The sequence below is a fragment of the Rhizobium sp. WW22 genome (assembly GCF_047041135.1).
Lineage (GTDB): Bacteria > Pseudomonadota > Alphaproteobacteria > Rhizobiales > Rhizobiaceae > Rhizobium.
In genome coordinates, this window is sequence record NZ_CP178198.1 from 1629173 (window position 1) to 1651102 (window position 21930).

A 21930-nucleotide genomic window follows, 5' to 3' on the forward strand; every position below is an offset into this window, starting at 1 on the left:
CTTGTCAGCCTCAGCTCGCCTTTGGTCGCCAGACGATGTCCGTGACGTTGAGCTTCTTCGGGACGATGCCAAGATTATAGAACTCGTCAGCCAGCCCCTGCTGATAGGTGATCGCCGCATCTGTAATGGTAGAGACGCCACCAAGATTTGCACTAGGGCGCGTCAGCACCACCCGCGTCACCTCGGCCGGCACGCCGGTGATTTCGGACATGGCCTTAACGGTGCCGTCCAAATCCGATTGCGCCGCCGCGCCCACCTTGGCCAGTTCGTCGATGACGTCGATAATCACCTGGGGATTATCCTTGGTGAAATCGCCGTTGGCCAGGAAATAGCTGAAGGAATCGACGATGCCCCGCGCAGTCGCAAGGATGCGGGTATCCGGATCGGCCTCTGCAATGGCGAGATAGGGATCCCAGATCGACCAGGCATCGATCGCACCGGTCTTGAACGCAGCGGCTGCATCCGGCGGCGTGAGATCGAGCGGCTGGATATCGCTGATCGTCAGCCCGCCTTTACGAAGCGCCTTGACGGCGACGTTGTGGGCGCTGGAGCCGCGCTTGAAGGCAACCTTCTTTCCCTTGAGATCGGCAAGCGTCTGGATCGGCGAATTCTTGCGCACGAGAATGGCGGAGCTTTCGGGGCTGCCGGTGTAAATGCCGACATACAGCAGATTGCCGTTGGCAGCCTGCGCAAACAGCGGCGGCACATCGCCCGTCGCACCGAAATCGAGAGCACCCGCGCCAAGGGCTTCCAGCAGCGGCGGGCCGGATGTGAATTCCGACCATTCGACGGATATGCCGCGATCGGAAAGCCGCTTTTCCAATGCCCCTTGACGCTTTGCCAATGCCAATACGCTGTTCTTCTGCCAGCCGATCCGAAGCGTCGTCGCCGCAGCCGCACGTGACTGTCGAACGGAAGGCAAAGCGAAGGCAACCGCCGCCGCACCGAGAAGGCCGAGTGTCTGTCTGCGCGAAATCATCGAAGATCCCTTTTCATGAGGCCTCGGCGCTTCCGCGGCCACCGGCTCGTTGTCGATGGCTTAAAGATCGCAAATCCATAGATTATATCGACAAAGAATATTATGAAGATTCACGACGATGACGAAATTTCATTCCAATAAATGCAGAAATTTGAAATCAGATTTCACATCGCGTGCCATGGTGACAAGTTGCCCGACAAATCGGTCTTTCGTCTCCGTGCCCTTTCGGCTAAGCCTGCGGAACAAATTCGGTCATGGAGTTATGAAATGGCAAAGGTCTCATTCATCGGCATGGGCGTCATGGGTTACCCCATGGCCGGGCATTTGAAGGTCAAGGGCGGGCATGATGTCACCGTCTATAACCGCACCGTTACCAAAGCTGAAGCATGGGCCAAACAGTATGACGGCAAGTTTGCCCCTACCCCGGCCGAAGCGGCTGCAGGCGCCGATTTCGTCTTCACCTGCGTCGGCAATGACGACGACCTGCGCTCGGTGACGACGGGCGAGAACGGCGTCCTTTCAAGCATGAAGGCCGGTTCGATTCTTATCGACAACACTACCGCAAGTGCCGAAGTCGCCCGCGAACTCTACGCAGCCGCCAAGAAAAAAGGCGTCGACTTCATCGACGCACCTGTTTCCGGCGGACAGGCAGGCGCGGAAAACGGGGTGCTGACCGTCATGTGCGGCGGTGACGAAGCCGCCTTCGAGAAGGCTCGTCCCGTCATCGACGCCTATGCCCGCATGGTCGGGCTGATGGGGTCTGTCGGCGCGGGACAGCTGACCAAGATGATCAACCAGATCTGCATCGCCGGCATCGTCCAGGGCCTGGCCGAAGGCATTCACTTCGGCAAGCAGGCCGGCCTCGATATCGAAAAGGTCGTGGAGGTCATTTCCAAGGGCGCCGCCGGTTCCTGGCAAATGGAAAACCGCCACAAGACCATGAATTCAGGCAAGTATGATTTCGGCTTTGCGGTCGACTGGATGCGCAAGGATCTCGGCATCGTGCTCGAGGAGGCCCGCCGCAATCAGGCCAAGCTGCCGCTCACGGCCCTCGTCGACCAGTTCTACGGCGACGTCCAGGCGATGGGAGGCAATCGCTGGGATACCTCCTCGCTGCTCGCGCGCCTGGACAAGAAGTAAAAGGCTGCCGGGAAATCAACAGCTTCTGCTGAGCGCCTCATCAGAGCGGCGCTCAGTCTATGTCAGTCCTCGTTGGACTTGGCATTTTCCAACAGCATGTAATCGAGCGGCAGCTCCGTCGAATACTTGATCTGCTCCATCGCAAAAGCCGAAGAGACATCCCGGATTTCGATCTTGGCGATCATGCGCTTGTAGAAGGCATCATAGGCGGCGATATCCGGGACGACGACACGCAGCAGATAGTCCACATCACCGCTCATGCGATAGAATTCGACCACTTCCGGGAAATCGGCGATCACTTCTGAAAAACGCTTCAGCCATTCGATGGAGTGACTATTGGTGCGGATGGACACGAAAACCGTGACCTTCGTATTGACCTTTTCCGGATCGAGCAAGGCCACGCGGCGGCGAATGACGCCATCCTCTTCCATCTTCTGAATACGGCGCCAGCAGGGCGTCGTCGAGAGACCGACCTTCTTGGCAAGATCGGCTACGGCCAGAGTGGAATCCTCCTGCAGCAGGCGCAGGATTTTGCGGTCAAGACGGTCCATTAAAGCATCCCTTCGAATTATATTCTCTCTATAGCTCATTTTAAGCGATAGAAAAGAAACTTTTTCTCAAGGAAGCAGGCTTTTCACACGTTGTTGTAATACGGGAAGCAACTCGGCCTCGAACCACGGGTTACGTTTCAGCCAGCCGCTGTTGCGCCAGCTCGGATGCGGTAATGGCAGGACGGACGGCGACCGGTTGGTTAGAAGATAACGCCGCCACTCAGCGACCGTCTCGGTCATCGAACCCATGCGCTCCGCTCCAAGATGCCAAGCCTGTGCATATTGACCGATCGTCAGGATCAATTCGATCTGCGGCATCGCATCCATCGCCCGCTGCCGCCATAGTGGTGCGCACTCCTTGCGCGGCGGCAGATCGCTTCCCGCCTTGTCATAGCCCGGAAAGCAGAAGCCCATGCCCATTATGGCGAAATGATCCGTATTGTAGAAACTCTCGCGATCCACAGCGAGCCACTGACGCAAACGGTCACCAGAGGCATCGTTGAACGGCAGGCCGCTCTCGTGAACGCGCAATCCTGGCGCCTGCCCTGCGATGAGTATCCGTGCAGTCGATGATAGTGTCGCAACCGGACGCGGCTCATGCGGCAGGCGATCTGCCTCGCCCTTTGCCGGTGCGTCCCGACAGAGACGGCAGGCCGCAATCGCCGAACGCAGGATTTGCAATTCGCCTTCCTGCTTCATGGAGCGCTCCAACCGACAAGCTGGCGCAAATAGCCGAGCCATCCGGCAATCGGATCATTGTCGTTGTCATGGGCCATACGCTCCTCGCGCCGATAGTCGCTCGGCCTCTCGAAATCACTGGCCCAAAGCCCAGCCTTCGCCTGCCTCGCGCTCCGCTCCTCGCTTGCATAGCCGCCATAAGAAACCGCCATGCCACTGCGCACCATCGCGGCGTTGATATCGGCATCGCCGGCGACACATGTCACCAACAGGCGACCATAGCGATCCCTCTCCCGCCCCCGACATTCGGGCGCTCCGGTCTTAATCATTGTGGCAAGCGCCTTGCGTGCTTCTTCGCCGCAGGCCCAATCCGCGCCATTGCGTTGGCAGCGCTGCCGATATTCGGGCGCATCGATCCCTTTCAGTCTCAAGCGCTCGCCACTGGCGGAAAGCGTGTCGCCATCAATGACATAAAAGCTGCCATTTTGAACGATTTCCAGTCGATTGTTCATCTTCAACGCGAATAATGCAAGAATGGCAAGCAGCGCGAAAGTGACCACGCCGTCACGAAACAGGCGGCCCGACCGCATCACGTTGTTGCCTCCTTTAAGAACAAATCCTTGGCGAAGATGGCAAACAAATCATTTCGGCGCAGCATCTTCTTAAGATTTAAACGCTAGGATGTAACCTCAGGCAGGCTAAGTTTCAATGTAACCATGAGCAACGGCGTCAGCACATCGACAGATAAAAACATTGTCGACCGATCGCGCAGTCACCGTAACCGGGCTGTGTCGAAGGCCGTGCGGCAAACGCGCGAGCGCCTGCAAAGCGGCCACAGCCGCAATTTCGATCGCGAACTGATGATGATGCATATCGACACCTTGCGGCAGAGTGCCGCCGTCGTGCCGATCTTCGTCATCGTGGTCGCTGTTCTCGGCGTCTACCTGACGCGTGATGCCGGCATTCTCTTCTGGACCATTCCGATCCTCACGGCGCATGCCATCAACATGCTGATCGGACGGCGCGCCAAGAAGCAGGAAATGTCAGCCGAAAGCGCCAGAAAGTGGCGGCAGCTGCTTTTGCTGGGGCAATTGCTCGTCGGCTTCTGTTGGGCGCTCTTTGCGATGCAAAATTGCGCGACCTGCGGCGGCGACAGTTTCGCCTTCTACAAGGGCACGACCCTGCTAGCGGCAATCTGCATTACGGCCATGTCCAGCTTCATGCTGCCACGAGCTGTTCCGTTTTCCTTCGCACCGGCGACCGTAGCGCTGACCGTGGCAGCCATCCTGACGCGAAGGCCTTCCGATATCGCCCTCACCGCAGCCATTTCGGTTGCCGTGGTATTCTTCAGCTTCATCACCAACCGCATGTATCAGTCGAACCTGAAGATTCTCTCTTTCCAATCGGAGAAGGACGATCTGATCGCGGAACTCGAAGTCGCGAAATCGATGTCTGACGAAGCCCGTAGGCGTGCCGAAGAGGCAAACCTCGCCAAATCGCGCTTTCTTGCTTCCATGTCGCACGAGCTTAGAACGCCGCTGAATGCGATCCTTGGCTTTTCCGAGGTCATGTCGGCGGAGGTCATGGGGCCGCTCAACAATCCGACCTATCGCGAATACACCAGTGATATACATCGATCCGGCCAGCACCTGCTCAACCTGATCAACGAAATCCTCGACCTTTCTCGTATCGAGGCCGGCAAATACGAGCTGAACGAAGAAGCGATTTCTCTCCTCGATATTGCCGAGGATTGCATCGGCATGGTGCAGTTGCGTGCCCGCGCCAAGAACATTTCGATCTCATCGCAATTTGAAGCGCAGCTGCCTTCCGTCTGGGCTGATGAGAAATCGATGCGCCAGGTAATCCTCAACCTCCTGTCGAATGCGGTGAAATTCACGCCGCAGGGCGGCGAGATCAGCGTCAAGGTCGGCTGGACCGCCGGTGGCGGCGAATATGTCGCGATCAAGGACAACGGTCCGGGCATCCCCGAAGAGGAGATCCCGATTGTGCTGTCGGCCTTCGGCCAGGGCTCTATCGCCATCAAGAGCGCCGAACAGGGCACCGGCCTCGGGCTGCCGATCGTACAGGCCATTCTCGCCAAGCATGACGGTCAGTTCATGCTGAAATCCAAGCTGCGGGAAGGCACGGAAGTCATCGCTATCCTACCGCCCAAGCGCGTGCTGCAAAGCCTGCCGGCGGTCGAGGACGCGCCACTCGCCGAGCGGCGCAAGAAGAGCTTCGCGTAAACGAAGCATGGACGCTGATCGTTAGAGCGCTTCAGCTTTTCATGGAATCTCTGAGCCGCTCTATCTCTTTGTTGTCCCGCAATTCCGGACGGAAAACCGCTACGCACTTTCCCTGGAATTGCTCTAGCGAAACAGCAGATGGCTGCCGATGACGTAAAGCAGGTAGATGCCGGACGCGACCAGCATGCACAGAACGGCAAACGAGCCGAGATCCTTGGCATGTTTGCCGACGTTGGATATCTCCGGCGAGATCCGGTCGATCACCTCTTCCACCGCCGTATTCATGGCTTCGACTGCGAAGACGGCAAGGAACAAGACCATCGCGATGACAATCTCACCGATGGTCGCGCCGACAGCGATCAACAGGATCAGTCCCACTCCGGCAAAAAGCAGCTCCTGTCGAAAGGCAGATTCCTGCAACAGCCGCTGAAATCCGCCCCAGGAATAGCCGGCAGCGGCGAAAAAGTGCCGGATCCCGGTCTCCTTATTGACCGCTGATTTTGAAAACTCCGCCATTCGCGCTCCGCCCGTATTGTCCCGGTTGCAATCTGGATGCCTTGCGAATACCGCCTCACCGTGGGCGAAGCAAGGCGACAGCTCTCGCCGCCTCGAAATTCATTGCAGTTTTATGACGGAAAACCGATCATCTACAGGAAATTGAGCGGCGAAACATTTATTTCAACGTTTCGCCGCTCCGTTTTTCAGTGCTTGTTCGTAACCCCGGCGCTTTCGAACGTCGCCATGCCCGAATGGCAGGCTGCCGCAGCCTTGACGATACCGGCGGCCAATGCCGCCCCCGTACCTTCGCCAAGCCGCATGCCGAGCGCCAGAAGCGGCGTCTTGCCGAGCTTTTCGATCGAACGGAGATGACCCGGCTCGGCCGAAACATGCCCGATCAGGCAATGATCGAGGGCAGAGGGATTGGCAGCCTTGAGAATAGAGGCGGCGGCCGTCGCGACATAGCCGTCGATGATAACAGGGATACGCTCCATGCGTGCGGCGAGGATGGCGCCGGCCATGGCGGCGATCTCGCGGCCGCCAAGGCGGCGCAGGATTTCCAGCGGATCGTCGAGATGATCGCGATGAAGCGCGACCGCCTTCTCGACGGCGCCGATCTTGCGCTTCAGCATCTCACCTTCCGAGCCCGTACCGGGACCGACCCAGTCTTCAGCCTTGCCGCCATAGAGCGCGTAATGAATGGCCGCGGCGATCGTGGTATTGCCGATGCCCATCTCGCCAATGCAGAGCAGATCCGTGCCGCCGGCAATCGCTTCCATGCCGAAGGCCATGGTGGCCGCGCAGTCGCGTTCGCTCAATGCCGGTTCTTCGGTGATATCCCCGGTCGGGAACTCGAGCGCGAGATCGAAGACCTTGAGGCCGAGGTCATAGGCAACGCAGATCTGGTTGATGGCTGCGCCGCCGGCCGCGAAATTTTCCACCATTTGCTGCGTCACCGAAGGCGGAAACGGGGTGATCCCCTGCTTAGTGACACCATGATTTCCGGCAAAGATCGCCACCAGAGGCCGGGTCACGGCCGGCGGACGACCGGTCCAGGCCGCCAGCCAGAAAGCGATTTCCTCTAGTCTTCCAAGCGCGCCCGGCGGCTTGGTGAGCTGCGCATCACGTTCGCGCGCGGCCACGAGCGCCCGGGCATCCGGGCCTGGAAGGTCGCGCAGCAATGCGCGGAAATCGTCGAATGGGAGGCCGCTGACGCTCATGAATGCGTTCCTTGTCTTTTAGTCTCAAATCGGGTTCTTTGCGTGCGACTCTATTAGTCCTGGGAATCGGCGTGAACAACTCCAAAAGCGCCCGATGCTGTCGCGCGTATGGCGGGGAGAGGAAGAAATGCGGGAATATCTGCGTGACATCGCGCGCTCCGTCGCTTTCTTGAGCCGCATTCCCGTGCCGTCGTCCTTCTTCGAAGGCGATGACGGCAAGCTCTCGCGTGTTTCACGCGCTTTTCCTGTCGCCGGCCTGCTGATCGCCCTGCCCTCTGCACTGACCTTCAGCGTGCTGCTTGCCCTCAACGCCGATCCGTTGATGGCCGCATTGCTGGCGCTTGCCGTGCACACGCTCCTGACCGGCGCCCTCCATGAAGACGCGCTCAGCGACACGGCAGACGGATTGGGTGGCGGTAAGGACCGCGAGCGCGCACTCGAAATCATGAAGGATAGCCGTATCGGGACGTACGGGGCGGCAGCGTTGATACTGTCCTTCGGATTGCGGGCGGCAGCACTTGCCGCCATCGCCCGGCATCTCTCGCCTGAGGTGGCCGCGGTCGCAATCCTCGCCGCGGCCACCTTGAGCCGCGGTGCGATGGTCTGGCATTGGTACGCCCTGCCGTCAGCCAAACCGGATGGGATCGCGGCATCGGCGGGCAAGCCGGATGGCGACGCCATGCAACTGGCGCTGCTTGCGACACTTGGCCTTGCAGTACTGCTCGTCGGTCCTGCCATGGGCGTTCCGGCGCTGGTTGGCTGCCTTCTTGCGACAAGCGTCGCGGCATTTCTGGCCACGCGATATATCCGTCAGAAATTGACTGGCCATACGGGCGATACGATCGGCGCGACCCAGCAGATTTGCGAGATCGCGTCGCTCTGTACTCTTGCCATGTGCGTTTGAAGCATCGATATATGATCCCATGCTGACACCATGCATCCTCGTCTGCTCCATCGATCAGAACACCGGCTATTGCTTCGGCTGCGGCCGCACATCTGCTGAAATCGGCGCATGGATGAGCTATAGCGATGACGAACGCCGTCAGATCATGGAAATGCTTCCGGAGCGCCTGACCAAGGTCGAGCGTAAGCCACGCCGGGAGACCCGCCGCCAAAGGATGGCACGGGAGCGCAGCGCCGTATGAACCGCCTGAACATCGTTCTCGCCATTCTCGGCATCGGCCTCGCACTACTCGTCTTCAACAATAATACCGGCTCCACCTTCGGCATGCGCAATGACGACTTCGCGCGTTTCGTCTATCTCGTGCCGATCGCCCTGATGATGAGCGCCGCCGTCTGGGCTAGCCGACATACGGTCAGCCAATCGATCCGTAATCTTCTCATCTGGTTCGTCATCATCATGGCGCTCGCGACTACCTACATCTATCGCCGCGATGCCGAACAGGTCGGCAACCGCCTCTTTGCCGGCCTGATGCCCGGCCATGCCGTCGTCGTCACGACGAGCGAGGCGGTCAGGAGGTCATTCTTCACAAACGTTCGAACGGGCATTTCGAAGCGAAGGTCATGATCAACGGCCAACCGATCGACATGCTGATCGACACCGGCGCCAGCACCATCGCCCTGTCGCAGGAAGACGCCGAGCGCGTTGGTATCATTCCGGAAAACCTCACCTATTCGCAGACGGTACTGACCGCCAATGGCCGCGCCAGAGCGGCCCCCGTAGAACTCGGCTCGGTGGCAATCGGCCCGATCAAGCGCAGGGATGTCCAAGCGAGCGTGGCAGAAGCAGGCAGGCTCGATCAGAGCCTGCTCGGCATGAGCTTTCTCGAAACCCTGGGGTCCATGCAGATGCAGACGGACGAGCTTCGGCTGCGAGACTAACGAACCACCGCGTGTGATAGTTCGGTTGGGAGCGAAGCATTCGCCGGCCTCTTCACTCTAAAAGATTGCATGTCCAAACCTTATAAGAGTGAAAAACGATGACGCCGGCAAGACCGAACCTGACGACTGAACTGCTGCTTCTCCTTGCGCTCGCGATCTGCTGGGGCGCCTCCTACACCTTCATCCGCGTCGGCGTGGCAACCATTCCGCCGATCACGCTGATTGCCGCGCGAACCCTGATCGCCGGTCTTGTCCTTCTCGCCATCATCCGCTGGCGCGGGCTGAGCGTGCCGAGAGACGCCGCCACATGGAAGCGTTTCCTCATTCAGTCCTGCCTCAACAGCGTCATTCCCTTCACGTTGATCGCCTGGGCGGAACAGACCGTCGATGCCGGCCTTGCGACCATATTGAATTCCACGACGCCGATTTTCGCCTTTCTGATCGCCGCTTTCCTGCTGCGCTCCGAATCGCTGACGGGACGCAAGCTATTTGGCGTGATTGCCGGCATGGCGGGCATCTGCCTGATCATCGGCCTCGATGCGCTACATGGCATGGGCCGCCAATTGCTGCCGCAGCTTTCCGTTGTCGCGGCATCGATCTGCTATGCCTGTGCCGCCTTGTTCGGCCGCAATTTCAAGGGACTGGACCCGATGATGCCGGCAGCGGGCTCGTTGCTTTGCGGTGCCGCCCTCCTGATCCCGGCGAGCCTGATTGTCGAACATCCCTGGCAGATTGCGCCATCGACAGCCTCGATCCTGGCACTGCTCGGCCTGTCGGTCGTCTCCACCGCGCTTGCCTTCAGCATCTATTTCCGACTTATCCAGACCCTGGGCTCGGTCGGCACGACGGCGCAGGCCTATCTTCGCGTCCCGATCGGCGTCGGCATAGGCGTTACCTTCCTCGGCGAGCCTCTATCCCCGACGGCAGCCATCGGTCTTGTCTGTGTCGTGGCAGGTGTCATGGCCATGACCATCGCACCACGCAGGAAGGCCCTGGCGTGAAAAGGCAATCACGTTCAGCGCTTGCATGGGACGTTCAGCTTAGAAGAGACAGATCGTCCCATGCGAAAATGAGATTGTCGGATCGCCAGATAGGCCCCGGATCGGTATAACGGCCGATCAGCTGCCCTCCAAGGGCGCGATAGAAGGCGATCGCAGGCTCGTTGCCGACGACAACGCCGAGCGCGGCGCCCGAATATCCCATGGCAGCAAACTCTTCCATCATTGTCCGCATGAGCCGGCGGCCAAGTCCCTGACGCTTGATGGAAGGATCGATATAGAGCGATTTTATCTCACCGCGCCCCTCGAATGCTGGCTCGGACGCAGCTGCAATCGCGCCGATGCCGACAAGTCGCGCACCTTGTTCAGCCAGGAACACACGCTGATCCCGACGCGGAGTGGCCAGCATATCGGCCCATCGCGCGCGACGGTAATCTTCATCAAGGACCCGATAGACTTCGGCAGGCGCGAGATCGCGATAGGTATCGCACCAGATCGCGCGATGCAGCCTGGCGATGTCAGCAACATCACCGGCGAGCGCGGGCCTGATCGCTATGTCCGTCGTCATTGGGCATTTCTGAGGACGGTGCTACGCAGCGCGCCGACGAGATAGAGCGAACCGGTAACAAGCATCCAGCCGCCGCGCTCGGCGGCTTTCACCATAGCCCGATCCAGCGCCCTGTGCGGGTCCGGCTCGGCTTCGCAATTCATACCCATGGACTTCCCCAACGCTTCCAGCTCGATCGCTGGATGGGCACGCCCCGATCCGGACGCTTCCGTAAAGACAGCATAAGCCGCGTATCGCGATAACACGTCCAGAAAGCCGGGTGCATCCTTGTCGGATGCCAGTGCGACGATGGCAACACATTCGCCGCTGACCGAGGAGGAGCGCGTGATATCGCGCAATACAGCCTCGATATTGAACGGCACATGCGCGCCATCCATGATGATGGGCAGGCTTTGCCGCCCCTTTGCCAATGCAGGCGATAGAGAGACGTCGAAACGCTCCATCCGCCCCGGCAGACGCGCCTTGTCGATGACCGCTTTTTCGAGCAGCCATGCACCGATCGGCTGACCCTTTTCGCCTCCCTCTCGCACACTCTCACCCTGTCGCCCCAGATGATCGAACACGAGTCCGACCAGGGCGATATTCGTTGCGACAATCGTCTCATCGTCTGGAAGATTGGTCCGAAGCACCTTGCAGTCCAGCTCATCGGCGCGCTGCTGCAACACCTGTCCTGCGGCATCGTCGGCGGCAAGCGTCGTCACAAGCGTCGCGCCGGGCTTCAATATGCCGACTTTCTCCCGCGCGATCGCCGCGCGCGTGCTTCCCAGAATCTCCGTGTGCTCAAGGCCGATATTCGTGACGATCGCGACTTCGCCGAAGACCACATTCGTCGAATCCAGCCTGCCGCCCAGCCCGACCTCGACCACGACCCAGCTCAAACCGGCGTCCCTGAAGACGACGAAAGCGGCCGCCGTTATCACGTCGAACCAGGTGGCGTCCTCGCCGGCGGTTGCCGCCTGCTTCGCGTCCTCATAGCTGTCCAGAACCCGCATGATCGCAGTTGCCAGTGCATCGTCCTCGACCTCCTGGCCGAGAATGCTGACACGCTCGTTCACCCGATCGACATGTGGCGACCCATAACGTCCGATCCGCCAGCCAGCCCGCAGCAATCCAGCCTCAAGGAGCGCTGATATCGATCCCTTACCCTTGGTGCCGGCGACGTGGATGGCGCGAAAGCTCCGATGCGGGTTGCCCAAGCGCTGCATGAGATCGAGCATCGGCTCGAGACCGACCCGCATCTCTCCACGCGGCTTGCGCTCCCAATTGGTTAGTTGATCGAGCCGGGAGAGTGCCTGGGGCAGCGAAGGGTTGAGATGAGCCTGCGACATTGAATGCTTTCCTGGACCATTTTGTTGCGGCTGAGAAAGCCGCAGGCCTTCTTAGTCCCGCCAGCCCGGCATCGCCATCAATTTCTTAAGCGATATCCTGTCCGGAAAATCCATCCGAGGATCACCAGACAGACGACGAGAAAGAGCGTGATCATGGCAAGGCTCAGCACCGGATTGACGTCGGCGATGCCATAGAAGCTCCAGCGGAAGCCGCTGACCAGATAGAGGACCGGATTGAGATGGCTAACCGCCTGCCAGAACGGCGGCAGCATGTTGATCGAATAGAAGCTGCCGCCAAGGAAGGTGAGCGGCGGCACGACCAGCATCGGGATGAGGTTCAGCTGCTCGAAATTCCCGGCCCAGATGCCGATCATGAAACCGAACAGGCTGAAAGTGACGGCCGTCAGCACGAAGAACAGGATCATCATAAAAGGATGCTCGATCCTGATATCGACGAAGAAACTCGCGGTCGCGAGGATGATCAGGCCGATCAGCATCCCCTTGGTGGCAGCCGCACCCACATAGCCGAGCACGATTTCCGTCATGGCGACAGGCGCCGACAGCACCTCGTAGATCGTACCGGTGAACTTCGGGAAATAGATACCGAAGGAGCCGTTGCTGATGCACTGACCGAGCAAGGTCAGCATGATGAGGCCGGGCGTAATGAACGCTCCATAGGAAACGCCCTCGACCAGGTTGATGCGCGAACCGATCGCGGCACCGAAGACGATGAAATAGAGCGACGTGGAAATGACAGGCGAAACGACGCTCTGCAGCAGAGTGCGGCGCGTGCGGGCCATTTCGAACGAATAGATAGACTTGATCGCTTCGAAGTTCATTTGCCTGCCTCCACCAGCGAGACGAAAATATCCTCGAGCGAACTCTGGCGCGTCGAAAGATCCTTGAAATGAATTCCCTCGGCACCGAGTTTCGACAGCAGAGCCGCAATGCTAGACTGCTCGTGCTGGGCGTCGAAATCATAGATCAGCGTCAGTCCGTTCGGGCCTAGCGAAAGCCCGTTCCCGTTGAGAGACTCCGGTATGGCGTCGATAGGCTCGCTCAAATCGAGGATCAGCTGCTTGCGGCCGAGCTTGGCCATGAGCGCCCTCTTCTCCTCCACCAGCAGCAGCTCGCCACCATTGATGACGCCAACGCGATCGGCCGCTTCTTCGGCCTCTTCGATGTAATGCGTTGTGAGAATGATCGTGACGCCGGACGCGCGCAAGCGCTCGACCACATGCCACATGTCCTTGCGCAGCGTCACGTCGACACCGGCCGTCGGCTCGTCGAGGAAGAGGATCTCCGGTTCATGCGAGAGCGCCTTGGCGATCAGCACGCGCCGCTTCATGCCACCGGAAAGCTGGCGAAGCATGTTGTCTTTCTTCTCCCAGAGCGAAAGGTCCCGCAATATCTTCTCGATATATTCCGGGTTCGGCTTCTTGCCGTGAAGCCCGCGCGAAAAGCTGACTGTATTCCAGACGGTTTCGAACTGATCGGTCGTCAATTCCTGCGGCACAAGGCCGATCAGGCTGCGCGTGGCGCGGAAATCGCGCACGACGTCATAACCGCCGACGGTCACAGACCCACCGCTCGGGTTGGCAATCCCGCATACGATGGAAATCAGCGTCGTCTTGCCGGCACCGTTCGGCCCCAGCAGCGCCAGGATTTCCCCTCGCTCAATATCGAGACTGACACCTTTCAGCGCCTGAAACCCGTTGGAGTAGGTTTTGGTCAGATTACTTATGGAAATGATCGGAGCCATAGCGAGGCAAAGTCCGGCTTTTTTGATGAATTTCGCGGCGTTTGCCCGCTATATAACCGGTTCTAACCTTTGACCACCCCACAGTAGCGGAACACAGCGTTCGCCCAGGGTAAATAAGCTGTCATCAAATCGTGACCTTCGTCGGGCATATAGCTCCTTAGGTGAGCAACGTTTGTCGCAACTCCGCCCAACGCCTCTTGGCGACACCGTCAGCGCCTGCTGTATTGGCCGATTTATTGCTTTGCATTCATATTGCGTGCAGCATCATTGCAACATGAAGTTCTTTTCTGGAGCTGGCAAGGATCCCCCGTCGTTGCCATGCTCCGCTCAAGCCGGCTCAGCCGGCTTTTTTCTTTTTTGCCAGCTTACGATCGGGAAGAACCTACCAATTGCCGTTTACGCCGCAACCCGCCGGCGGCAGCGTCTTATGCTCGAAGCGAGCCTTCAGCATCGCACAACCCTTGTCGCGAATGGGTCCAGGCATCATGGAGTTGAGACCGATGCCGACTTCATCGAAAGGATCATCGGCATAGGCGACATAAGCATACCAGCGGCCGCCAATGACGATAATGATGGCAATCAGTGCGGCAACGAGCGCCCTTCCCAGGCTTCTCTTTCGTCTCGGTATGTCTTCCATGAACCCCTCCCTGCCATTTAGCTCGCGCAGTTGAGCGCGATTCCGCCGAAAGGTAAATCAGCTTTCCCGTTTGGCAAGGGTGGATGCTGTCCCGGCAAAAGGCCAATCAAAGGCTGCAATAGCGCCGGCCACCTTGACGGTCCCTGAGGTCGAAATGGAAGTGGTTCCAGTGCTCCGGATTGCTGCCTGGGCCGAGCACCGTATCGAAATAGCGGCAGCTGTCGCTACGTACCGCCTTGAGCAACCGCCCTTCCCGGAAGGAAAACAAGCCCTTCTTCCGTACGTCGATCACATGGCCATTCTTCAGGATAAAGGTACCAACATCGATCGCGTTGCCATGGGCATGTTCCGACATCGGATTATAGCGTTGCCGGCTATTGTTCATCCGCCGGCAGGAATAACCACCGAGCGGCACGATCGTGCCGATGCCCGTCCAATAGCGGGTGCGCGCCGCCGGCGCCAGTTCGTTCTTCACCCATTTTGCGAAGGCGAGCGTCACTTGGCAATTCAACGTGACGGCGGGCCGCACCGCTATATTGCCTGAGAGGCCGCTGAGCGAAACCGGATAGGGAACCTGACATGCCGGGCCGTTCGAGATCGCCGGCTTGTCGGTATAGACGACGCCCATGCGCTGCAATTCCCGACGGCAGGCGATTTCAGAAGGCGGCATCATGCCCGGGGTCGATTGCGGCGCTTCGAACTGCTGATCGAGGCGCGGTATCGGATTTTCGACACGCGGCAGCATCGCAACCTGCGTTCCCGGCAGCTGCCTCGGTATCCGTGACTGGTTGAGTTCGGCCTGTGCCGCCGGCCGCTGAATAATCGACCGGTTGGTCTGTACCGGTGCATCGGTGCCGATGCCATCGACCACGGGCTGGTCGGATTGACCTTCCGCAATGCTCTGCTGCTCTTCCTGCGCCAATCCCACCACCGAGGCTGATTGCGCCTCTTCGCTCGGCCCGACGCCAAGTTCGGCATCCATGTTGACGCCCTGAGAGGGGATATCCGACTGCTGTGCTAAGCCGGCTTCGACATCCGTGGTGGTCACGGCCTCGCCAGTGCCGTTGGAACGAACGGGACCGCCGCTCTTGTAACTGCTCGATGCGGAGACGACGGGATCTTGTACCCCTTGGTAGGCAAATTGGCGTTGCGGCACACTGCGATGCGGCTTGATGGACCCGACACGCGAGGAATTGTCTATGCCGGACGGCGGCACGAGGCTGTCGGCCGTACAGGCAACCAGCGCCGACGACAATAGCAATGGCAGCGCGACCCGCCGTAGAATGGGTAAAATGGTCATAATCCTGATCCGCTGCCCCAGCCACGGTCGGCAATGATTACAAATCCTAAATGGGAAGGGTGAACGAAAGCTTACCGCAGGGTGATCTCGGTGTTTCACACACGCACCACGTCACCGCAGAGTGGCTTGAAGCAAAACACCCACAGGAGTCCTCCATGGAAATGCGGGTATGGCTTTTCCATCGAGGCAGGATTGCATAGGCTGATTGTCGGAATCGACCGTCAACAGGAGCAGATGAATGAATGATAGCGTCAAACCGAGAGGCGAGCTGACATTGCGCACGCTTGCCATGCCCGCCGACGCCAATCCTGCCGGCGATATTTTCGGCGGCTGGGTCATGGCGCAGATGGACTTGGCAAGCGGTATCCGCGCTGCCGAGCGGGCGCGCGGCCGCGTCGTCACGGCAGCGGTCAAGGAGATGGCCTTCGAACTGCCGGTCAAGATCGGCGATACGCTGAGCGTCTTCACCGATGTCGAACGCGTCGGCCGCACCTCGATCACCCTGAGCGTAGAAGCATGGGCGCACCGGGCCCGTTATAACAGCCTGGAGAAAGTCACGGCTGCGACCTTCATCATGGTCGCGCTCGATGAAAGCGGCTTGCCGAAGGCCGTACCGGAGGAGAGCTGACGCGATGGATTCCGCGCACACACCGGAAGTCTACGTCTATATCAGAACGGTCATGAGCATGGTGATCGGCCTTTCGCTGGCTCAGCTTCTGACCCGGCTTGCCGGTTTCGTGCAGGCGCCGGGCAAGAACAAGATCTACCCCGTCCATATCGGCTGGGTATTGTCCATGTTCCTGTTCATCATCCATTTCTGGTGGTGGGAGTACCGGCTGCAATCGGTTGCGCAGATCAATTTCGGCGTCTACCTCTTTCTCATCTGCTTCTGCTGCCTCTTCTATTTCCTATGCGTATTGCTCAATCCGCCGTCGGTCGAGGATTATGGTGGCTTCGAGGAGTATTTCATATCCCGCCGCCATTGGTTCTTCGGCCTGCTCGCGGTGACCTACGCGGTAGACCTCATCGACACATTGCTGAAGGGGGAAGCCTATTTCCGGTCGCTCGGCTGGGAATATCCAATACGCAATGTCGTCTATATCATCCTTTGCATCATCGCCTCGATCACCGCGAACCGGCGCTTCCAGGCGGCATTCGTGATTGTCGGGCTGATCTATCAGATCACATGGATCTTCCGCCTCTACGACGTGCTTCCGGTATAGCGATCGCATCCGCCAGCGGGCATTATATCCACCGCCATTTGGGTTCCTGCGATCCTTGACCAAGACATCGCCATATTGTTCAGATCGATTACGGTCTGCGACGCAGGTGGGAGACTGAAGCCTTGAGGACAAAGAGCTATGCATTGGGATTGGCACTCGCTCTTTCGCTGCCCTGGCTTGCTCATGCCGAGGACCCAGCCCCGGGACCCGCCAATACGACGATCGACCTGAAATACTGGGTGGAATTCGCAAAACAGGGAAATCCGGCGGCTCAATATGGTCTCGGCTATCGCTACGCCAACGGTCAGGGCGTGGAACAGGATGACTCTCAGGCCGTCGATTGGTATCGGAAATCGGCTGAGCAAGGCAATGCGCAGGCCCAATATGCACTCGCCTACATGTATGCCAGCGGCCGCGGCGTCGATACCGATCTGAAACAGGCAAACGACTGGTATTTAAGGGCGGCGCAAAACGGCAATGCCGATGCCCAATATGCCATCGGCTATTCCTATGCCAATGGCCGCGCCATGGCTGTCGATAATGAAAACGCCGTCACCTGGTACCAGAAATCCGCCGCCCAGGGACAGGCGCAGGCGCAATATGCGCTCGGCTACATGTATGCCAATGGCCTCGGGGTGCATCAGGACGAGGCGATCGCACTCGTCTGGTATCGCAAGGCAGCTGACCAAGGTCGGCCCGACGCCCAATACGCAATCGGCTACATGTACGACAACGGTCAAGGCGCCGAAGAAGACCAGGAACAGGCTGTCGCCTGGTACAAAAAGGCCGGCAATCAAGGAGTTGCGCAGGGTCTGTATGCAGTCGGCTATGCCTATGCCAACGGCAAGGGTGTCACACGGAACGATGCCGAAGCCTATTCCTGGTATATGAAGGCGGCGATAAAGGGCCGCGCCGACGCCCAATACGCCGTTGGTTACAGTCTTGCGAACGGGATAGGCGTCGCCCGAGACTACAGGCAGGCGCTGCAATGGTATCGCAAAGCTGCCGATCAGGGCCGCCCCGATGCGCAATATGCTATCGGCTACCTCTACGCCAACGGCCAGGGCGTGAAGACTGACGATGACAGCGCGGTGAGATGGTATCGCAAGGCCGCCGAACAAGGCGATGCACAGGGTCAATATGCCCTCGCCTACATGTATGCCGGCGGCCGCGGTGTTGGCAGGGACTATGGCAAAGCCTTTGACTGGTGCCAGAAGGCGGCAAGCCAGGGTCACGCTGACGCCCAATACGCGCTCGGTTATATGTATGAAAACGGTCAGGGGACAACGGCAGACAAATCGACCGCCGCTAGTTGGTACCGCAAGGCGGCCGACCAGAACAATTCACAGGGCGAATATGCCCTCGCCTACCTTTATTATCAGGGCGCGGGTGTTCCCAAGGACTATGGCCAAACAGCCGCTCTGTTTCGCAAAGCCGCCGATCAGGGCGATCCTCGGGCGGAATACGGTCTTGGATATCTGTATTATAACGGCTATGGCGTGCCAAAGGACTCCAAGACCGCTGCCGACTGGTTCAACAAGGCGGCGGCCAAGGGATTGCCGGAAGCGCAACACGGGCTCAGCTACATGGAAGCCAATGGCGACGGCCCGATCAAGGATCTCGGACCGCTGGGACAAGGGGCCGCCGATAAAAAAGACTCGGGCGTCAGCACGGGCTGGCTCTTGTTCCATTTGCTGATGGTGCTCGTGCCTTAGCGGTTGCGAAGCGCTCGCCATGTTAATTCAACGGATTTCGACTGAGGGGTAGATTGTGAACTGGAAGAAAGCGGCAGCAGGTTTGCTCTTCGCGCTGGCGTCCGCGGGAGTCGCACAAGCCGATGTCGGACGAAACAGCTACGATCGCGGCGACATCAAATCCGGCCTGGATTACTGGCGACCCCTGGCGAACAAGGGCAATCCCGCCGCACAGCTGAAACTCGGGCGAATGTATGAGGAGGGCAATGGCGTCGAAAAGAACCTGACGCTCGCCCTCAGCTGGTACAAGAAGGCCGCCGATCAGGGCAATGCCGAAGCGCAATTCAACGTCGGCACCATGTACGATCAGGGCGAAGGCGTTACCGCCGACAAGAGCCAGGCCATAGCCTGGTACAAGAAGGCTGCGACACAAGGATACCTCAACGCGCAATACAATCTCGGCGTCGTCTACGACACGGGCCAAGGCGTAGCCCAGGACAAGCCGCAGGCGTTTGCCTGGTACAGCAAGGCCGCCGAACAGGGCGACGCCGATGCGCAGTTCAATGTCGGCACCATGTACGACCAGGGCGATGGCACGGGCAAGGACAAGACCAAGGCCATCATCTGGTATCGCAAGGCGGCCGAACAGGGAAAAGTCGAGGCGCAATACAATCTCGGCATTATGTATCGCGACGGCGAAGGCGTCGCCAAGGACAGCGCTGCCGCCTTTTCCTGGTTCAAGAAGGCGGCCGACCAAGGCGATGCCAGTGCGCAGTTCAATATCGGGGCCATGTATGCCGATGGCGATGGGATCAGGCAGGATCAGGCCGAAGCGATCGCATGGTTCCTGAAAGCTGCAGCGCAGAACGATGTCGAGGCCGAATACAATCTCGGCGTCATGTTCCGCGATGGCGAAGGCGTTACCAAGAACGGCCCAAAGGCGATCTACTGGTTCGAGCGGGCGGCCGAACATCGCTATGCCGGCGCGGCCTATAATCTCGCCATGATGTACCGCGACGGCGATGGCGTTGCCGCTAATGCGGCCAAGGCGGCAGAGTGGTTCCGCAAGGCGAAGCATTTGGGTTACGACGGAGACACGGAGCCGCCGGACGCTCCCTCCGGTGGACAGACTATTCCGATTTGAGCGCTTTACGGGCCGACCGGTAAACCTTCATGGCCTGTCGATCATTGCCCTGCTCCCGGTGGAGCGCGGCAAAGCATGCGGATACCTATCGGACGGTCATCATCAAGTCGGGGATTGCCTTGGCAAAGGAAGAGATGGAAGACTGTCGCGGCGCCGCGCCTGATTTGCTGCTTCTTCCCTTGAGAGGATAGATCGTCGTGAACCTGAAATATCCCATGCTCCCCGTCTCGCTCCTACCGCCGCTTCGCATGGCTTCGCTGACGGTGGCGATCGTGCTGCCGCTCTCTCCGCTTCCGATGGCGGCTATGCCGGCGGAGGCCGCGCCCGGTTCGTGCTGGTCGCTGCTGCAGAGCAAGTTCGGCCCCGAGATCGAAAAATCGGTGAATGAGGCCGATCCGTGCAAGAAGCTCCCCGGTGTCGATCACAAAGACAAGTTCGAGGTGAAATCGCTCGATGTCTGCGACGGTCCGAACGGTGGCGTCCAGATCAATGCCCATGCAGAGATGGCCTGCAAATCGCATGGCGTATTGAAGACGACGATCAAGGGGGAACTCGATGCCTCGATGACCGTCGATGTCGGCGCATGCCACATCACCGACCTGCATCTCGGCATCAATGGCCCGATAGGCGAGCTGATATCCTCGGTCGGAGGCCTGCAGGAACTTGCCCGCGGCTTTGCCCAGGCCAAGATCTCGGAAATCTGCGGAAAGTGAAGAAGGGCCGGTAAGGATCGCCGGCCCTTGAGATGGAATGACGACAACCGGTTCAGGTTTGCATGACACTATCGGCTTGTCCTGCGTCTTTGCCGCCGAACCGAACACCCTTCTTCTCGAAGCCAAAGCCGGCAAACAACGCCACGACGACGGCCACGATGCAGGCGACGATCAACAGCGCCAGCGCATAGTCGCCGCCCCATTGCTTGGCAAGCCCGGCCTGGATCGAGGCATTGCCCGAAGCCAGCAGATTGCCGAGCTGATAGGCAAATCCGGGGAAGGTGCCGCGCACCTCGTCCGGCGACAATTCGTTGAGATGCACGGGGACGATGCCCCAGGCGCCCTGCACGAACAGCTGCATCAGGAAGGCGCCGATCGCGAGCATCACAGGTCCGTGGCCCCAGACCCAAAGCGGGGCGACGGGTATGGCCAGCAGCGCCGCGATGACGATCGTCCGCCGCCTGCCCCAGCGCTGTGACAAAGAGCCGAAGGTCAGGCCGCCGACAATCGCGCCGATATTGTAGACGATGGCGATGGCGCCGACCGTATAGGAATCATATTGCCGCTGGGTTTCGAGGAAGGTCGGATAAAGATCCTGGGTGCCATGGCTGAAGAAATTGAACGCGGTCATGAGAAGCACGGCCCACAGGAAGAGCGGGATATTCTCACGCAGCACGGTGAGAAACGGCCGTTGCGGCTTGGCCTGCCGCTGCAGGAAGGCTGGAGATTCCTCCACGTTACGCCTGATATAGAGCACCAGCAGCGCGGGGACCGCACCGACGAAGAACATGCCGCGCCAGCCGATGATCGGAAACAGCAGGAAGAAGACGATCGAGGCGATCAGATAGCCCGAGGGGTAACCGGCCTGTAGGATACCCGATACCAGACCGCGGGAATCCTCCGGTATCGTCTCCATGACGAGCGACGCGCCCACGCCCCATTCCCCGCCCATGGCGACGCCGAAAAGCGCACGCAGGACGAGAAACATCGTCAAGCCGGTCGAAAAGCCGGTCAGGAATTCGAAGACGGAATAAAGCAGCACGTCGACCATCAGGGTGGTGCGCCGCCCGAACCGATCCGCCGCGAGCCCGAAGATCAGCGCGCCGAGCGGCCGCATGGCGAGGGTAAGAAAGATCGCCACGGCAACCGCCGGAACGTCTGTGTGAAATTCTTCGGCTATATGCTTGAGAACGAAAACCAAAATGAAGAAATCGAAAGCGTCCAATGTCCAGCCCAGATAGGCTGCGATCACGGTGTTTCGCTGCTGGGGGGACAGGGAACGTAAGCTATCCAATGCGGTCATCATGATCCTCCGACCGGATGGCGGCGGCGAGGCGGGCAATACCGGATGCCGTCGAAGCTGGGGAAACCCGGCATTGGCCGGGCATGTCGACGTTGCGGCTGGTTCC

The 21930-nt window shown here is 59.3% G+C and carries 23 protein-coding genes and 1 pseudogene; 11 read left to right on the forward strand and 13 right to left on the reverse strand.

Going from position 1 to position 21930, the window contains the following annotated elements; genetic code table 11:
- Positions 1 to 10 precede the first annotated feature (10 nt).
- Positions 11 to 979 carry an aliphatic sulfonate ABC transporter substrate-binding protein gene (locus ACK83U_RS08115; protein ID WP_112606268.1) on the reverse strand — a complete coding sequence of 323 codons (969 nt, stop codon included), beginning with the start codon at positions 977 to 979 and terminating at the stop codon, positions 11 to 13.
- A gap of 267 nt (positions 980 to 1246) precedes the next feature.
- On the opposite strand from ACK83U_RS08115, the gene ACK83U_RS08120 reads away from it, so the two are divergent.
- Positions 1247 to 2119 (forward strand): NAD(P)-dependent oxidoreductase, encoded by an 873-nt coding sequence (locus ACK83U_RS08120; protein WP_112606265.1) that lies wholly within the window; start codon positions 1247 to 1249, stop codon positions 2117 to 2119.
- A 62-nt stretch (positions 2120 to 2181) separates the two neighbouring features.
- Here the strand turns inward: ACK83U_RS08120 and ACK83U_RS08125 are convergent, their stop codons facing one another.
- From ACK83U_RS08125 to ACK83U_RS08135, 3 genes are all read right to left on the reverse strand, one after another.
- On the reverse strand, positions 2182 to 2670 hold the full coding sequence (locus ACK83U_RS08125) for an Lrp/AsnC family transcriptional regulator (protein WP_069613098.1): 489 nt from the start codon (positions 2668 to 2670) through the stop codon (positions 2182 to 2184).
- A 66-nt stretch (positions 2671 to 2736) separates the two neighbouring features.
- Positions 2737 to 3369, reverse strand: a complete 633-nt coding sequence (locus ACK83U_RS08130; RefSeq protein ID WP_112606263.1) for a uracil-DNA glycosylase family protein — start codon at positions 3367 to 3369, stop codon at positions 2737 to 2739.
- The gene (locus tag ACK83U_RS08135; RefSeq protein ID WP_112606260.1) at positions 3366 to 3941 is read right to left on the reverse strand and encodes a thermonuclease family protein; all 576 of its coding nucleotides are present in this window, start codon (positions 3939 to 3941) and stop codon (positions 3366 to 3368) included. Before ACK83U_RS08135 ends, ACK83U_RS08130 begins: the two co-directional genes overlap by 4 nt.
- Positions 3942 to 4064: 123 nt before the next feature.
- Here ACK83U_RS08135 and ACK83U_RS08140 point away from each other — a divergent pair, with 123 nt between their 5' ends.
- Entirely contained in the window at positions 4065 to 5594 is a 1530-nt protein-coding gene (locus ACK83U_RS08140) for a sensor histidine kinase (RefSeq protein WP_112606257.1), read from the forward strand.
- A gap of 123 nt (positions 5595 to 5717) precedes the next feature.
- Here the strand turns inward: ACK83U_RS08140 and ACK83U_RS08145 are convergent, their stop codons facing one another.
- On the reverse strand, positions 5718 to 6110 hold the full coding sequence (locus ACK83U_RS08145; protein ID WP_092716218.1) for a diacylglycerol kinase: 393 nt from the start codon (positions 6108 to 6110) through the stop codon (positions 5718 to 5720).
- 185 nt (positions 6111 to 6295) lie between these two features.
- A complete protein-coding gene (gene cobT / locus ACK83U_RS08150) occupies positions 6296 to 7312 on the reverse strand; it encodes a nicotinate-nucleotide--dimethylbenzimidazole phosphoribosyltransferase (protein WP_112606254.1) in 1017 nt (338 codons plus the stop codon).
- Positions 7313 to 7439: 127 nt separating this feature from the next.
- Between cobT and ACK83U_RS08155 the strand changes: the two genes are divergently transcribed.
- The 4 genes and pseudogenes from ACK83U_RS08155 to ACK83U_RS08170 all read left to right on the forward strand — a co-directional run bounded on the left by ACK83U_RS08155 (position 7440) and on the right by ACK83U_RS08170 (position 10155).
- A complete protein-coding gene (locus ACK83U_RS08155) occupies positions 7440 to 8216 on the forward strand; it encodes an adenosylcobinamide-GDP ribazoletransferase (RefSeq protein ID WP_112606251.1) in 777 nt (258 codons plus the stop codon).
- 19 nt (positions 8217 to 8235) lie between these two features.
- Positions 8236 to 8457 (forward strand): DUF1289 domain-containing protein, encoded by a 222-nt coding sequence (locus ACK83U_RS08160; protein WP_069613105.1) that lies wholly within the window; start codon positions 8236 to 8238, stop codon positions 8455 to 8457.
- Positions 8454 to 9154 (forward strand): annotated as a pseudogene (locus ACK83U_RS08165) (TIGR02281 family clan AA aspartic protease). The gene ACK83U_RS08160 and the pseudogene ACK83U_RS08165 overlap by 4 nt, the downstream one beginning before the upstream one ends.
- Positions 9155 to 9252: 98 nt before the next feature.
- Positions 9253 to 10155, forward strand: coding sequence for an EamA family transporter (locus ACK83U_RS08170; RefSeq protein ID WP_112606245.1), 903 nt, complete (start codon positions 9253 to 9255; stop codon positions 10153 to 10155).
- 34 nt (positions 10156 to 10189) lie between these two features.
- Here the strand turns inward: ACK83U_RS08170 and ACK83U_RS08175 are convergent, their stop codons facing one another.
- From ACK83U_RS08175 to ACK83U_RS08200, 6 genes are all read right to left on the reverse strand, one after another.
- Complete coding sequence (locus ACK83U_RS08175) at positions 10190 to 10720, reverse strand: GNAT family N-acetyltransferase (RefSeq protein WP_112606242.1); 531 nt, start codon at positions 10718 to 10720, stop codon at positions 10190 to 10192.
- On the reverse strand, positions 10717 to 12048 hold the full coding sequence (locus tag ACK83U_RS08180; protein ID WP_112606240.1) for a Mur ligase family protein: 1332 nt from the start codon (positions 12046 to 12048) through the stop codon (positions 10717 to 10719). The genes ACK83U_RS08175 and ACK83U_RS08180 overlap by 4 nt, the downstream gene beginning before the upstream one ends.
- A gap of 77 nt (positions 12049 to 12125) precedes the next feature.
- On the reverse strand, positions 12126 to 12887 hold the full coding sequence (locus tag ACK83U_RS08185; protein ID WP_112606237.1) for an ABC transporter permease: 762 nt from the start codon (positions 12885 to 12887) through the stop codon (positions 12126 to 12128).
- Positions 12884 to 13810 carry an ABC transporter ATP-binding protein gene (locus ACK83U_RS08190; RefSeq protein WP_112606234.1) on the reverse strand — a complete coding sequence of 309 codons (927 nt, stop codon included), beginning with the start codon at positions 13808 to 13810 and terminating at the stop codon, positions 12884 to 12886. The genes ACK83U_RS08185 and ACK83U_RS08190 overlap by 4 nt, the downstream gene beginning before the upstream one ends.
- A gap of 382 nt (positions 13811 to 14192) precedes the next feature.
- Positions 14193 to 14447, reverse strand: a complete 255-nt coding sequence (locus ACK83U_RS08195) for a hypothetical protein (protein WP_112606231.1) — start codon at positions 14445 to 14447, stop codon at positions 14193 to 14195.
- Between the two features lie 106 nt (positions 14448 to 14553).
- Positions 14554 to 15747: an extensin family protein gene (locus ACK83U_RS08200; RefSeq protein ID WP_112606228.1), complete on the reverse strand. Its 1194-nt coding sequence runs from the start codon at positions 15745 to 15747 to the stop codon at positions 14554 to 14556.
- Positions 15748 to 15985: 238 nt separating this feature from the next.
- Here ACK83U_RS08200 and ACK83U_RS08205 point away from each other — a divergent pair, with 238 nt between their 5' ends.
- From ACK83U_RS08205 to ACK83U_RS08225, 5 genes are all read left to right on the forward strand, one after another.
- Positions 15986 to 16375 carry an acyl-CoA thioesterase gene (locus ACK83U_RS08205; RefSeq protein WP_112606225.1) on the forward strand — a complete coding sequence of 130 codons (390 nt, stop codon included), beginning with the start codon at positions 15986 to 15988 and terminating at the stop codon, positions 16373 to 16375.
- Between the two features lie 4 nt (positions 16376 to 16379).
- Complete coding sequence (locus ACK83U_RS08210; RefSeq protein ID WP_112334648.1) at positions 16380 to 16970, forward strand: hypothetical protein; 591 nt, start codon at positions 16380 to 16382, stop codon at positions 16968 to 16970.
- Between the two features lie 122 nt (positions 16971 to 17092).
- On the forward strand, positions 17093 to 18685 hold the full coding sequence (locus tag ACK83U_RS08215) for an SEL1-like repeat protein (RefSeq protein WP_112606222.1): 1593 nt from the start codon (positions 17093 to 17095) through the stop codon (positions 18683 to 18685).
- Between the two features lie 55 nt (positions 18686 to 18740).
- The gene (locus ACK83U_RS08220) at positions 18741 to 19808 is read left to right on the forward strand and encodes a tetratricopeptide repeat protein (protein ID WP_112606219.1); all 1068 of its coding nucleotides are present in this window, start codon (positions 18741 to 18743) and stop codon (positions 19806 to 19808) included.
- 197 nt (positions 19809 to 20005) lie between these two features.
- Positions 20006 to 20521, forward strand: coding sequence for a hypothetical protein (locus tag ACK83U_RS08225; protein ID WP_112606216.1), 516 nt, complete (start codon positions 20006 to 20008; stop codon positions 20519 to 20521).
- Between the two features lie 52 nt (positions 20522 to 20573).
- On the opposite strand, the gene ACK83U_RS08230 is transcribed toward ACK83U_RS08225, so the two are convergent.
- The gene (locus tag ACK83U_RS08230) at positions 20574 to 21824 is read right to left on the reverse strand and encodes an MFS transporter (protein WP_112398370.1); all 1251 of its coding nucleotides are present in this window, start codon (positions 21822 to 21824) and stop codon (positions 20574 to 20576) included.
- Positions 21825 to 21930: the final 106 nt, after the last annotated feature.